Source organism: Micromonospora sp. NPDC051006 (genome assembly GCF_044456245.1).
Classification (GTDB): Bacteria; Actinomycetota; Actinomycetes; order Mycobacteriales; family Micromonosporaceae; genus Micromonospora.
The window spans coordinates 48,849-61,306 of record NZ_JBITFP010000027.1; the positions used below are offsets into that span (position 1 = coordinate 48,849).

The following is a 12,458-nucleotide window of genomic DNA, read 5'->3' on the forward strand; positions in this document are numbered from 1 at the left end:
TCGGCGGGCGCGGTGGGCGGCTCAGCGCAGCCGGTCGACCAGGGAGCGGCCGAGGTCCCGGCCGGAGCGCCAGGCGCTCTGCACCCGGGGCGTGCCGTAGGCGTCCCCGGCCAGCCCGATGCCGTCCGCGTCGAGGTGGAAGGTGCCGGAGCCGGCGACTGTAGGTTTCGCGTACGTCCAGCGGTGCACGTGTACGTGCTCCGCCGGCTCGGGCAGCGCCAGCAGGTCCCGGACCGCCTCCTCGATCGCCGGTCCGGCGCCGGTCGGCTGGGCCAGATGGCCGGCGGCGAACTCCGGCGTGGTGTGCGCCACCAGGACCGGCGCGCCGTCGCCGCGCCGGTCGCCGTCGTCGCAGACCACCGTCAGCAGCGGGTGGTCGTTGACGAAAGCGCCCCGGAAGTCCTCCCAACACCGCGACGGGAACCGCAGCACCCCGGCGAGCGACGGCGACCATCGTTGCGACTGCGCGGCCACCGTGGCGGCGGCCAGCGCCGGGGCCAGCAGCAGCGCCGCCTGCGGGCCGGGCATGGCCAGCACGACCGCCTCGCACGGGTCGCCGTCCACGCTCGGGCCCGGATCGACGCCGAGCACCAGCCGGTCGACCGTCACCGGCAGGTCGCGGGCCAGGTGCTCGACCAGCGAGCGCAGCCCGCGCGGTGCGGCCCAGCGCATCGGCCCGGGCACCGCACGCCGACCGTCCCGGTCGTACGCCACGAACGTGTCGGTCCACTCCCTGGCCAGGCCGGCCGCTCGCCAGCTCTCGGCGACGGCGGCGAAGTCCGGGTCACTGACGGTGAAGTAGGCGGCGCCGAGGTCGGCGGGCCGGCCGTCGAAGCGTTTGCTGGCCATCCGGCCGCCGGGCACGTGGGCCCGCTCGCGGATCCGCACCGGCAGGCCGGCTCGGGCCAGCTCCACCGCGCACGCCACGCCGGCGATACCGGCGCCGACGACCACCACGCCCGACCGGTCCGCGTTCACGCCGCTGATGGTAAGCGCCGCATCGTCGGATCGGGGTCCGCCGCCACGCGCCGGGAACCGGCATGAACCGGGGCCGATCGGGGTATTGGCACGCCTGTTCGAAGAGAGGTGGAGATGATGACCGACCACACCAGCGACCAGACCAACCCGCAGGGCGCCGTCAAGGACCCGGACGAGTGGGTGACCGGCGCGGAGCCGCCGACGGCGGCCCAGGAGTCCTACCTGGCCACGCTCGCCCGCGAGGCCGACGCCGAGGTGCCGGAGGGGCTGACCAAGGCGGAGGCGTCCAAGCGGATCGACGAGCTCCAGGAGGAGACCGGCCGGGGCCAGTGAACCCCGACCCGGTCAACGCGGCGGGAGGCGGTGCAACTCGACCTGGTCGAGCCGCCCCGCCGCGGCCCGGGCGGTCAGGTAGGTGGCCTGCGGCTGTGCCCGGCGGTCCGTCGGCGAGCCCGGGTTGAGCAGTCGCAGCCCGCCGGGCGCCCGGGTGTCCCACGGGATGTGCGAGTGGCCGAAGACCAGCAGGTCGACATCGGGGAACCGGGCGGCGCAGCGCTCCTCCCGGCGGGTACGGGGCCCGGTCTCGTGCACCACGGCGACGCGCAGCCCGTCGAGCTCCACCCGGGCGACCTCGGGCAGCCGGGCCCGCAGGGGCGGCCCGTCGTTGTTGCCGTAGACGCCGACCAGGCGGCGGGACCTGGCCAGCATCGCGTCGAGCAGCGACTCGTCCACCCAGTCTCCCGCGTGCAGCACCACGTCCGCCTCCTCGATCGCCGCCCAGAGCGGCGCGGGCAGGTCGCGGGCCCGCTTCGGCACGTGGGTGTCCGCGGTGATCACCAGGCGCATCCGCCCATTCTCCGCCGTACCGCGGTTTCCGGGGCCACGCCGTTCCGGGGTCGTTCCAGCGGGGCGGGCCGGGCAGCGCTTCCCCGCCGGGCGGAGCCGTCCGGCGGGGACGGGTAACCCGTGCCCGCCGGACGGTGTGCTGTGATGGGCCGGTGGAGCAGACGGTCGCCGAGCGGCGGCAGCCGCCGGTCGGTCGGCTGCTGAAGCAGTGGCGGGAGCGCCGTCGGCTCAGCCAGCTCGCGCTGGCGATCGAGGCGGAGATCTCCGCCCGGCATCTCAGCTTCGTGGAGACCGGCCGGTCCACGCCGAGTCGGGAGATGGTGCTCCGGCTGGCCGAACACCTCGAGGTGCCGCTGCGGGACCGCAACCAGCTGCTGCTCGCGGCCGGATACGCGCCGGTCTTCTCGCAGGCGCCGCTGGACAGCCCGGAGCTACGCCGCGTGCTGGACGCCGTGCGTACCGTGCTGCGGGCGCACGAGCCATATCCTGCGGTCGCGGTCGACCGGCTCTGGAACCTGGTAGCGGGCAACGCCACGCTGCCCCTGCTCACGGCCGGCGTCGCCGACCACCTGCTCCGTCCGCCGGTCAACGCGCTGCGGCTGACCCTGCACCCGGACGGTCTGGCGCCCCGGATCGTCAACCTCGCCGAGTGGCGCGGGCACCTGCTCGGCCGGTTGCGACGCCAGCTCGGGCTGACCGCGGACGCTGACCTCGCCGCGCTGCACGACGAGTTGCGCGGCTATCCGGGCGGCACGCCGGCGGTCGAGTTGCCCGGCCCCGGCGACGTGGTGGTGCCGCTGCGGCTGCGCCACGACGACGGCGAGCTACGGCTGCTCAGCACCGTCTCGACGTTCGGCACACCGCTGGACGTCACCGTCCAGGAACTCTCCATCGAGTCGTTCTTCCCCGCCGACGAGGCCACCGCCGCCCACCTGGGCCGACCCGTCCGCTGACCGCGCGGCGCATCCGCGCCGGGCGGGGCGTTACCGGGCGGCGCGGGCGGGAACCCGGTCGGCTGGACGAGGGAGGAAGCTCATGACCAGTTCTTCGGGTTCGACCGGCGGCTGGCGATCGGCCATGCCCGGCGGTGACCTGCTTCCGTCAGGGCCGGCGGGACGACCGGCGACACCCGGCGACGGCCACGGCCCGGAGAGTGGGCCGCCGACCGTGACGATCGGGTCGTATCCGGACTACCCGTCGGCGCAGCGTGTCGTCGACTATCTGGCGGACAACCGCTTCCCGGTCGAGCACACCGCCATTGTCGGCACGAACCTCACCCTGGTGGAGACGGTGCTCGGCCGGATGACCACCGGCCGCGCGGCGCTGGTCGGCGGCGGCACCGGGGCGTGGTTCGGTCTCTTCATCGGCCTGCTCTTCGGCATCTTCACCGTCGGCAACTGGCTCGCCGTCATCGTTATCGGGCTGGTGATCGGCGCGATCTGGGGTGCGATCTTCGGCGCGGTGGCGCACGCCATGACGGGCGGCCAACGGGACTTCACCTCGGCCAGCTCGCTACGGGCCGGCCAGTACGCCGTCATCGTCACCGCGAACCTGGCCGACCAGGCCCGGCAGCTGCTCGGCCAGCTGCACATGACGGCGCAGAACCCGAGCATGCGCTGAGACCGGACGTCGGAAGTCCACCCCGGCGCCCGCCCGGCGCCGGGGTGAGCGGTCACCCCGGGCAGCTCATCCGGAGTAGGCCAGCTCGCCGGCGCGCAGCGCCACCTCGACCCGGTTCTCCGCCGGGGCGAGCGGGCAGGCCCACCGGTCGTCGTAGGCGCAGGAGGGGTTGTAGAGGTAGTTCGCGTCGAGCCGCACCCGCTCGCCGGGGAGCACGGTCAGCCCGCGCCCGTAGGTGCCCTTCACCGTGTCGGTGAGGTAGCGACCGCCGCCGTAGCTCCCCTGCCCGCAGGTGGCGTCGCGCAGGGGCACGAAGAGCCCGCCGCCGTACGCGGCGATCCACCAGAGGGTCAGCGGACCCCACGCGGTGTCGGCGATGGCGACCCGCCGGTAGTGGATCACCCCGTCCGGGCCGCCGGTGTCGATGTCGAGTCCACCCTCGGCGGGGCGCAGCGGCGCCTCGACCACCGCGGTGGGATCCGGCGGGTGATAGCGCAGCCCGGTGAAACCGGCGCGGTCCGACGGCGGGATCGGGCTCTGCGGGTGGCTCGCGAACAGCCGGTCACGTTCCGCCCGGAACCCCGCCAGGTCGACGTCGGAGAGGTAGAGCCGCGCGGTCCGTTCCCGCCAGTCGAGCAGGTCGAGGTCGTCCACCCCGCGAGCCTAGTCCGCGCGGGCGGGCCGGCGAGGCGGGCCGGTCACCGGTCGGTCGCCAGCCGGGCGTGCAGGTGCTCGTCGTAGCGGCGCCCGTCGCCGTACCGGAAGGATTCGCGCAGCGTCCCCTCGGCGAGGTAGCCGGCGCGGTCGGCGACCCGGCAGGAGGCCGGGTTCACACTGGCGTGGCAGAGCTCGATCCGGTGCAGTCCGAGCCGCTCGAAGCCCCAGCGGGTGAGCCGGTCGACCGCGCGCGACGCGACCCCCCGTCCGCGCGCCTCGGGCACCGTCCAGTAGCCGATCGCGGCGTTGTCGCCGTTGATGTGGTGCAGCGACACCGAGCCGAGCAGGACGCCGTCCGCCGAGGCGGTGACCGCCAGCGAGACGTGGTCGCCGGCCGACCAGTCCGCCCGGCGACGGACCCATCGCAGCGCCGACTCCTCGTCGACCGGCCCGCCCTGCGGGTTCCACTGGGCGATCTCCGCATCGCGCAACGCGTTGCGGACCGCCGGCGCGTCCGCCTCCCGCCAGGGACGCAGCAGCAGGTCGTCGGCGGTCAGTTCCAGGTGCTCCACGCCGCGCAGTCTGGCACACCAGCTCGCCTGGCACCGCCGGATATCGAACCGGGGTTTCTTCAAACCTGCACCACTCTTCCGGACGCTCAAATCAGCGTGAGCCACGCGACATTCGGGCAACTAGTTAAATTTTGAAAGAGTGCTACCCTGGTGCCGTGACCGAGAGCCTGGACAGCGCCCGACTCGCCGCTTGGCGCGCGTACATCGAGTCCAGCCAACGGCTGTTCACGCAGCTGGAAGAGGACCTGCGCGCCGACAGCGAGCTGAGCTTCGCCGACTACCACGTGCTGGTGCTGCTCTCCGAGGCGCCGGGCCAGCGGTTGCGGATGGGCGAGCTGGCCAGCCGGCTGGTCTTCTCCCCCAGCCGGCTGACGTACCAGATCTCCACCATGCAGCGACGGGGCCTGGTCACCCGGCAACCCTGCCCGGACGACCGGCGCGGCAGCGAGGCGGTGCTCACCGCCGCCGGTCTGCTGACCCTGCGGGACGCCGCACCACACCATCTGGCGTCGGTGCGGAACCACCTCATGGACGACCTCGACGACGACGAGGTCGCCTGCCTCACCCGGATCTTCGAACGCCTCGGTCACCGCCTTCGGGCAGCCCGGGACGCGTCGGTCACCCACGCCGAGAACTAGGAGCCACCGATGCCCGCGATCACCGTCGACAACGTCCTCGTCCTGCCCCGCCTGCCGCGGCTCGACGAGTCCACCGCCTTCCGGCCGGTCCGCCGGCTCACCACCGCCCCGAGCGGCTTCGAGGGCGAGGGCTTCCCGGTACGCCGGGCCTTCGCCGGAGTGCCGATGACCGACCTGGACCCGTTCATCCACCTCGACCAGATGGGCGAGGTGGACTACGCGCCGGGTGAGCCGAAGGGCACCCCGTGGCACCCGCACCGCGGTTTCGAGACCGTCACGTACATCATCGACGGCGTCTTCGACCACCAGGACTCGCACGGCGGCGGCGGCACCATCACCGACGGCGACACCCAGTGGATGACCGCCGGCAGCGGGCTGCTGCACATCGAGGCCCCGCCGGAGCACCTGGTGATGAGCGGTGGGTTGTTCCACGGCACCCAGCTCTGGGTCAACCTGCCCAAGATCGCCAAGATGAACCCGCCGCGCTACCAGGACATCCGCGGCAAGGAGTCGGCGCTGCTCACCACGCCCGACGGCGGGGCGCTGATCCGGGTGATCGCCGGTGAGGTCGCGGGGCACCACGGCCCGGGCTCGACGCACACCCCGATCACCATCACCCACGTCACCGTTCAGCCGGGCGCGCAGGTCGACCTGCCCTGGCGGCCGGAGTTCAACGCCCTGGTCTACGTGCTGGACGGGCGCGGCACGGTCGGCACCGACCGGCGGCCGGTGCACACCGGTCAGCTCGCGGTGCACGGCCCGGGCGACGCGCTCCGGTTCACCGCGGACGCCAGCCAGGACGCGCACACGCCGGCGCTGGACCTCTACATCATGGGTGGGCAGCCGATCCGGGAGCCGGTCGCGCACTACGGTCCGTTCGTCATGAACACCCGCGACGAGCTGCTCCAGGCGTTCGAGGACTTCCAGGCCGGCAAGCTCGGCGTCATCCCGGCCGAGCGGCTGCCGCACACCGACGGTCAGGGTCCTCGCCCCTGACCCACAGCGCAGGGCGGCGGGGGTCGACCCCGCCGCCCGCGCGTGTCACCGGTCAGGAGACGGCGAAGATCCCAGCCACTCCGAGGATGACCATGAGGAACACGGCTACCAGCGCTCCCCGTTCGCCCTCCACCGCCGGCTCGCGGTGCTCGGTCATGGGATTCGTCGTCTCGCTGGGCATGGTGTGGCCTCCTCGGTTGTTCGCGTCTGACTCGGGGTGGACGCCGGCCAGGGCACAGGTGCCACCGGCCGGGGTGCGGACCCACGGCGGGGGTCCTACCGTGAGGACGTGGTTGACCTCGGGAGGGACGGAACGTTGCCGCTGCAGGACTGGTTCCTCACCGCAGCCGAACGCGCCAACCCAGTCTCTGTGTTACCCGTCTGGACCGGTGGAAACCTGGCCGAGCCGTTAATTCACGGCGCGGCCTACTTCGACCGGCTGGTCACCGAGGTCGAGGCGCTGGCCGCCGGTGACCACCTCTTCTTCACCGACTGGCGCGGTGACCCCGATCAGCTCATGCGCCCCGACGGCCCCACGGTTGCCCAACTCTTCGCCCAGGCGGCCCAGCGCGGCGTGGTGGTGAAGGGCCTGATCTGGCGCTCGCACCTGGACGCCCTGGCCTACAGCGAAGCGGAGAACCGCGACCTCAGCGAGACGATCTCCGCGGCCGGCGGCGAGGTCCTGCTCGACCAGCGGGTACGCCGCGGCGGCTCGCACCACCAGAAGCTGGTGGTGCTGCGGCATCCGGCGGAGCCGGGGCGGGACATCGCCTTCGCCGGTGGGATCGACCTGTGCCACAGCCGGCGGGACGACGCCGGTCACCGCGGCGACCCGCAGGCGGTACAGATGTCGAGCCGTTACGGTCCGCATCCACCGTGGCACGACGTGCAGTTGGCGGTACGCGGGCCGGTGGTCGGCGCGCTGGACACGCTCTTCCGGGAGCGGTGGACCGACCCGATGCCGCTGGACTCGGAGAACCCGCTGGCATTCCTGCGGGACCGGCTGCGCGGGGCCGATCTGAGCCCGGATCCGCTGCCGGAACAGCCGGCCGATCCCCCGTCGTGCGGGCCGCACCAGATCCAGGTGCTGCGCACCTATCCGGCCGTTCGGCCGCGCTACTCCTTCGCCCCCGACGGGGAGCGGACGGTGGCCCGGGGTTACACCAAGGCGGTACGCCGGGCTCGCCGGCTGATCTACCTGGAGGACCAGTACCTCTGGTCCGCGGAGGTGGCCGACCTCTTCGCCCGCGCGCTGCGGGAGAACCCGGAGCTGCACCTGGTCGCGGTGGTGCCGCGCTACCCGGACGTGGACGGCCGGCTGGCGCTGCCGCCGAACATGGTCGGCCGGGAGCAGGCGCTCTCGCTCTGCGAACGCGCCGCGCCCGACCGGGTGCACGTCTTCGACCTGGAGAACCCGTCCGGCGACCCGGTTTACGTGCACGCGAAGGTCTGCGTGGTCGACGACGTGTGGGCCAGCGTGGGCAGCGACAACTTCAACCGCCGCTCGTGGACCCACGACAGCGAGCTCTCCTGCGCGGTGCTGGACGACACCCGGGACGACCGGGCGCCGACCGACCCGGCCGGACGGGGCGACGGCGCCCGGGTCTTCGCCCGGGAGCTGCGGTTGCGGCTTTGGCGCGAGCACCTGGACCGGGACCCGGCCGGCGGGCAGGACACCGACCTGCTCGACCCGGCCGAGGCCGTCGCCACGCTGTCCGCGGCCGCCGACGCCCTGCAGGGGTGGTACGACGGCGGGCAGGCCGGCCCCCGGCCGCCCGGCCGGCTGCGACCGCACCGTCCGGAGCGGCTGGGCTGGTTCACCCGGGCGTGGGCGCTACCGATGTACCGGCTGCTCTACGACCCGGACGGGCGACCGTTGCACGCCCGGCGGGCCGGCACCTGGTGAGCCTCGGGTGGCCGGGACGGTCAGGCCGCCGGAACCGGTAAGCCGGCGAGTCGCTCGCTCGGCAGTGCGGCGTCGCCGGCGTGCACGGTCAGCCCGCCGGGGTAGGCGAACGACGCCCGCGGGGAGTAGAAGCCCCAGGAGATGACGAGCGGGTTGGCCGGGCGGAGCGCGTAGACCGGGTGCTCCGGCTCGAGGAACTCCACCGACTCGATCTCGAACGGGGTCACCGGTTCGGCGAGGTAGGGGTAGACGGAGCTGACCAGCCGCCCGTTGCGTCGGGTGAAGTAGCGGTGGTGGCCGCTGCTGATCACGTGGCCGGTGTCCCCCACCCGGCAACGGGCCCGGATCACCGGGACACCGTCCAGGTCGGTCTCGGCGACCAGGGTGCCGTCGTGTACGTCGATGACGGTCCCGCCGAGCAGCGCGGGCGCGCCGCGGGCCTGGGCGTAGTCGAGCACCTGGGGGCTGGAGGCGACGTAGTTCGTCCACCAACCGCCCGGGCTGATGCCACCCGGGGCGTCGACTCCGCTGAGCGACACGCCGAGGTAGGTCAGGCTGTAGGCGCCGAAGCCCGAGGTCTGGGATTCGTCGTCGACCACGTACTGGTTGAGGAAGACCTGCCGGTCCGGGCGAGGACGCAGCCCGGCCGGCACCAGCGCAGCGACCGCGCCCGGGTCCGCCGGCAGCCAGCTGAAGTAGAGGGTGCGGCTGTTCACGACGAGCTGGGGAGCGGCAGGGTCGAGCACGGCGCCTCCATCCCAATGGGTATGCGCCGAACCTACGGGTGGTCCCGTACACGGGACAAGGACGGAAAGTAGACAGTGCGCGCCTCATGTCGGATTTCACGTTGACCGCTCGGCGGACCTCCTCACCCGTCCGGGTGGCGCCGGGCGATGTCCAGGTGGCCGCGGGTGGGCCGAGTGAACCCGTAGTCAGTCTCACAGGCCCCCACAGTTATGCCGGATTCGTGCACTAACGTGATAGCAAATCACTTAAGTACATCAGCCGTTCGGCTAGATTTCGGCAAGACGATCAGGCTAAGGTGAGTCCCGAACGGCCTATCCGAAGCTAAACCAAAGCGTCACGTCTTTTATCCGCGGACGAGGTGCAGGGAGGACCACCCATGACCGCGCCAACGATCAGCGAGCAGACGAGCGGCACCAGGAAGCTCGACCCACGGTCGCTCTCCGACAGCGCCACCGACCTGCTCAACGCGATGGCCGCACTGCCCACCAACCACCCGTCGCGTGCCGCGCTGCGCGACAAGGCGATCGAAGCCTGGCTTCCCCTCGCCAACCACCTCGCCCACCGCTACAGCGGTCGGGGCGAGCCCAGCGACGACCTGACGCAGACCGCCGCGATCGGTCTGATCAAGGCGATCGACAAGTTCGACCCGTCCCGTGGTGTCGACTTCGCTGGCTACGCGATCCCCACCATCGTGGGTGAGCTCAAGCGGCACTTCCGCGACCGCACCTGGGACATCCGGGTGCCCCGTCGCCTCCAGGAGCTGCGCCTGCAGATCTCCGACGCCAACAGCTCACTGTTGCAGACCCTGGGCCGCTCGCCGACGGTCGCCGACATCGCCGCCCACCTCAAGCTCACCGAGGAAGAGGTGCTGGAGGGCCTGGAGGGCGCCCGCGCCTACAACGCCGTCTCGCTCTCCACCCCCACCGGTGACGGTGAGCGGGCCACCGAGCTGGGCGACATGCTCGGCGGCGAGGACAGCGAGTTCGAGCTGGCCGAGCTGCGGGTCGCCCTCGGCCCCGCGCTGGCCTCCCTCGACGAGCGCGAGCAGAAGATCCTCACCCTGCGGTTCTACGGCAACCTGACCCAGTCGCAGATCGCCGAGCAGATCGGCGTCTCGCAGATGCACGTGTCCCGGCTGCTGGCCCGCGCGCTGACCAAGCTGCGGGGGCAGCTCGACGGCGCCTACTGACGGTTCCTACCGGAGGTCGAGCCCGTGGCCCGACACCGGTCACGTCCGGGGCGAACCCCCAACTCAGCGTCACGTGCACGTGACAATGCGCCCGAGCCGGGCCGCTCCTTCGGGCGGCCCGGCTCGCGCCGTCAGCGGGGTGACCGGGCCCGCTCGCCGGTGTCCTCGGTGTAGCCGCTTCAGCCCGCGGGCTCCCGCCACATGGGCCAGAACGGCGTGCCGTCGGGCAGCCGGAACGGCTCGGCGACCCGGTAGCCGTGCCGGGCGTACAGGTCACGGCTGCTCTCGCTGCTCGCCTCCAGGTAGCCCGGCATCCGATGGGCGTCGAGCCAGGCGTGGTGGTGACGGAGCAGTGCGCTGCCCAACCCCTGCCGCTGCCGCTCCGGTCGCACCGCCAGGAAGGCCAGATGGTGGTGGTCCGGGTGCGGGTGATGGGCGGCGAAGAGCTCGTCGAGGTGTTGGAAGCGCTCGGTCCACTCGCCGCAGGCGGCGGCGAGCCGGGCGTCGTACGCCTCCGGCGGCGGGGCCGGCTCGCCGACCGACGGAAACCAGACGGCCACCGCCGCCCGGTCCGCGGTGCCGTGCACCAGGCCGTGCCGCATCGCGTGCTCGACCAGGATCTCGAAGTTGCCGGCCAGGACCGCCTCCCGCTTGGCCGCGTCGGGCACCAGCCAGGCGGTGACGTCGAGCACGCTGAACGCCTCGGCGATCCGCCCGGCGACCAACGCGGTCTCCGCCGGTCCGAGCCGCTCGATCTGCGCCCCGGTCACCGCCGCGTCTCCGCACCGGTCGGGGTGTCTCCACCCGTACGCGGTACCGGCAGCGCCGCCGTCGCCGCGCTCTCCGCGCCCAGCCCGATCCGGGCGTACGTGTCCGGTCGACTGCCGCGCAGCACCAGCGCCCAGAGCACACCGAGCAGCGCGGCGACCGGGTAGGCGGCCGGAATCGCCCAACGCAGCGGCGAGTCCGGGGCCACGCCGAGCAGGTCGGCGAAGTTCGCCACGGCCAGCCAGACGATCACCAGAAGCGCGACGGTGGCCAGTCCCGGAGCGATGACCCGCCGCCAGAGCGTCTCGGTGGCGGCGCCCCGGGCGAAGAAGGCGATCACCGCGATCGAGGTGGTGGCGATCAGCAGCAGCACACCGAACCCACCCGCCGTCCCGCCCCAGAAGAAGAGCTTGACCACCGGGTCCCAGCCGTTGGCCGCGTAGAGCAGGATCACCACGAGACCCAGGACGGTCTGCGCGAGCGAGGCGGCCCGTGGCGCGCCGGAGCGCGGCGCGGTCCGCCCGAACACCGCCGGCAGCACCCGCTCCCGGCCGAGCGCGAACGCGTACCGGGCGGTGGTGTTGTGGAACGAGATCATGGCGGCCAGCACCGAGGTGAGGAAGAGCGCCTGACCGATGGCGACGGCGGTGTCGCCGAGGTGCGCGCCGGCCAGGTTGAAGATCAGCCCGACGCTCTGCTCGCCCGCCTCGGCGACGATCCGGTCCGGCCCGGTGGCCACCGTCATCGACCAGGACGACAGCGCGTAGAGCGCGGCGATGATGACGACCGAGAGGTACGTGGCCAGCGGCACCGTCCGCTTCGGATCCTTGGTCTCCTCGCTGAACACCACCGAGGACTCGAACCCGACGAAGCCGGTGGTGGCGAGGACCAGCAGCGCGCCGACGCCCGGCACGAACAGGTTCTCCGGCGAGAGCGCGGCCAGGCTGACCCCGCCCTCGGCCGGGTGGCTGAGCTGCCCCAGGTCGAAGACGAGGATGACCGCGATCTCGGCGATGAGCAGCGCGGCCAGCACCATGCCGTTGATGTCCACCCGGAGCATGCCCAGCACCGCCACCATCGCCCAGGCGACCAGTGCCACCGCCCACCAGGCCGGGGTGATGCCGAAGAACCGGTCCAGGACGGGCTCGGCGGCGATGCCGATCGTGCCGTAGAGCCCGACCTGGAGGGCGTTGTAGGCGATCAGTGCCACCCAGGCGGCGCCGACCCCGGCCGGCCGGCCGAGACCTCGGGAGATGTAGGCGTAGAAGGCGCCCGCGTTGGCCACCCGCCGGGACATCGCGACGTAACCCACCGAGAAGAGGGCCAGCACCGCGGCGATCACCAGGAAGGCCAGCGGAATGCCGGTCACCCCGATGACGCCGTAGCCGGTGGTGACCACGCCGGCCACCACGGTCAGCGGCGCTGCGGCGGAGAGCACGAAGAAGATCACGGAGGGGACGCCGAGACGCCCTCGGGCCAGTGACTCGGAGACGTTGCTCGGTCGTTCGACGGTAGCTGTCGGGGGCATCGGCTGCTCCGAT

Annotated in this window: 15 protein-coding genes; 7 read left to right on the forward strand and 8 right to left on the reverse strand. The window is 72.7% G+C overall.

Annotation, left to right across the window (positions count from 1 at the left end; translation table 11 throughout):
• Positions 1-21: 21 nt before the first annotated feature.
• Positions 22-957, reverse strand: a complete 936-nt coding sequence (locus tag ACIBBA_RS29150; RefSeq protein WP_396701494.1) for an NAD(P)/FAD-dependent oxidoreductase — start codon at positions 955-957, stop codon at positions 22-24.
• A gap of 135 nt (positions 958-1,092) precedes the next feature.
• Between ACIBBA_RS29150 and ACIBBA_RS29155 the strand changes: the two genes are divergently transcribed.
• Positions 1,093-1,311, forward strand: a complete 219-nt coding sequence (locus ACIBBA_RS29155; protein ID WP_396701424.1) for a DUF3072 domain-containing protein — start codon at positions 1,093-1,095, stop codon at positions 1,309-1,311.
• Positions 1,312-1,323: 12 nt separating this feature from the next.
• Here the strand turns inward: ACIBBA_RS29155 and ACIBBA_RS29160 are convergent, their stop codons facing one another.
• Positions 1,324-1,824, reverse strand: a complete 501-nt coding sequence (locus ACIBBA_RS29160; protein WP_396701426.1) for a metallophosphoesterase family protein — start codon at positions 1,822-1,824, stop codon at positions 1,324-1,326.
• A gap of 152 nt (positions 1,825-1,976) precedes the next feature.
• Here ACIBBA_RS29160 and ACIBBA_RS29165 point away from each other — a divergent pair, with 152 nt between their 5' ends.
• Positions 1,977-2,777: a helix-turn-helix domain-containing protein gene (locus ACIBBA_RS29165; RefSeq protein WP_396701427.1), complete on the forward strand. Its 801-nt coding sequence runs from the start codon at positions 1,977-1,979 to the stop codon at positions 2,775-2,777.
• An 82-nt stretch (positions 2,778-2,859) separates the two neighbouring features.
• Positions 2,860-3,444, forward strand: coding sequence for a general stress protein (locus ACIBBA_RS29170; protein ID WP_396701429.1), 585 nt, complete (start codon positions 2,860-2,862; stop codon positions 3,442-3,444).
• Positions 3,445-3,510: 66 nt separating this feature from the next.
• On the opposite strand, the gene ACIBBA_RS29175 is transcribed toward ACIBBA_RS29170, so the two are convergent.
• Together ACIBBA_RS29175 and ACIBBA_RS29180 are read right to left on the reverse strand one after the other, a co-directional pair.
• Entirely contained in the window at positions 3,511-4,098 is a 588-nt protein-coding gene (locus ACIBBA_RS29175; protein ID WP_396701431.1) for a DUF1684 domain-containing protein, read from the reverse strand.
• A 44-nt stretch (positions 4,099-4,142) separates the two neighbouring features.
• Entirely contained in the window at positions 4,143-4,673 is a 531-nt protein-coding gene (locus ACIBBA_RS29180; RefSeq protein WP_396701433.1) for a GNAT family N-acetyltransferase, read from the reverse strand.
• Positions 4,674-4,828: 155 nt separating this feature from the next.
• Between ACIBBA_RS29180 and ACIBBA_RS29185 the strand changes: the two genes are divergently transcribed.
• Entirely contained in the window at positions 4,829-5,311 is a 483-nt protein-coding gene (locus ACIBBA_RS29185; RefSeq protein ID WP_396701435.1) for a MarR family winged helix-turn-helix transcriptional regulator, read from the forward strand.
• A 9-nt stretch (positions 5,312-5,320) separates the two neighbouring features.
• Positions 5,321-6,307 (forward strand): pirin family protein, encoded by a 987-nt coding sequence (locus ACIBBA_RS29190; RefSeq protein WP_396701437.1) that lies wholly within the window; start codon positions 5,321-5,323, stop codon positions 6,305-6,307.
• 52 nt (positions 6,308-6,359) lie between these two features.
• On the opposite strand, the gene ACIBBA_RS29195 is transcribed toward ACIBBA_RS29190, so the two are convergent.
• Positions 6,360-6,488 carry a hypothetical protein gene (locus ACIBBA_RS29195; RefSeq protein WP_350873060.1) on the reverse strand — a complete coding sequence of 43 codons (129 nt, stop codon included), beginning with the start codon at positions 6,486-6,488 and terminating at the stop codon, positions 6,360-6,362.
• A gap of 135 nt (positions 6,489-6,623) precedes the next feature.
• On the opposite strand from ACIBBA_RS29195, the gene ACIBBA_RS29200 reads away from it, so the two are divergent.
• Entirely contained in the window at positions 6,624-8,213 is a 1,590-nt protein-coding gene (locus ACIBBA_RS29200) for a phospholipase D family protein (RefSeq protein ID WP_396701496.1), read from the forward strand.
• Positions 8,214-8,233: 20 nt separating this feature from the next.
• On the opposite strand, the gene ACIBBA_RS29205 is transcribed toward ACIBBA_RS29200, so the two are convergent.
• Positions 8,234-8,959, reverse strand: coding sequence for a hypothetical protein (locus ACIBBA_RS29205; protein ID WP_396701439.1), 726 nt, complete (start codon positions 8,957-8,959; stop codon positions 8,234-8,236).
• A gap of 377 nt (positions 8,960-9,336) precedes the next feature.
• Between ACIBBA_RS29205 and ACIBBA_RS29210 the strand changes: the two genes are divergently transcribed.
• Positions 9,337-10,149, forward strand: coding sequence for a SigB/SigF/SigG family RNA polymerase sigma factor (locus ACIBBA_RS29210; protein ID WP_396701441.1), 813 nt, complete (start codon positions 9,337-9,339; stop codon positions 10,147-10,149).
• A 179-nt stretch (positions 10,150-10,328) separates the two neighbouring features.
• On the opposite strand, the gene ACIBBA_RS29215 is transcribed toward ACIBBA_RS29210, so the two are convergent.
• The gene (locus ACIBBA_RS29215; RefSeq protein WP_396701443.1) at positions 10,329-10,919 is read right to left on the reverse strand and encodes a GNAT family N-acetyltransferase; all 591 of its coding nucleotides are present in this window, start codon (positions 10,917-10,919) and stop codon (positions 10,329-10,331) included.
• The gene (locus ACIBBA_RS29220) at positions 10,916-12,445 is read right to left on the reverse strand and encodes an APC family permease (RefSeq protein ID WP_396701445.1); all 1,530 of its coding nucleotides are present in this window, start codon (positions 12,443-12,445) and stop codon (positions 10,916-10,918) included. Before ACIBBA_RS29220 ends, ACIBBA_RS29215 begins: the two co-directional genes overlap by 4 nt.
• Positions 12,446-12,458: the final 13 nt, after the last annotated feature.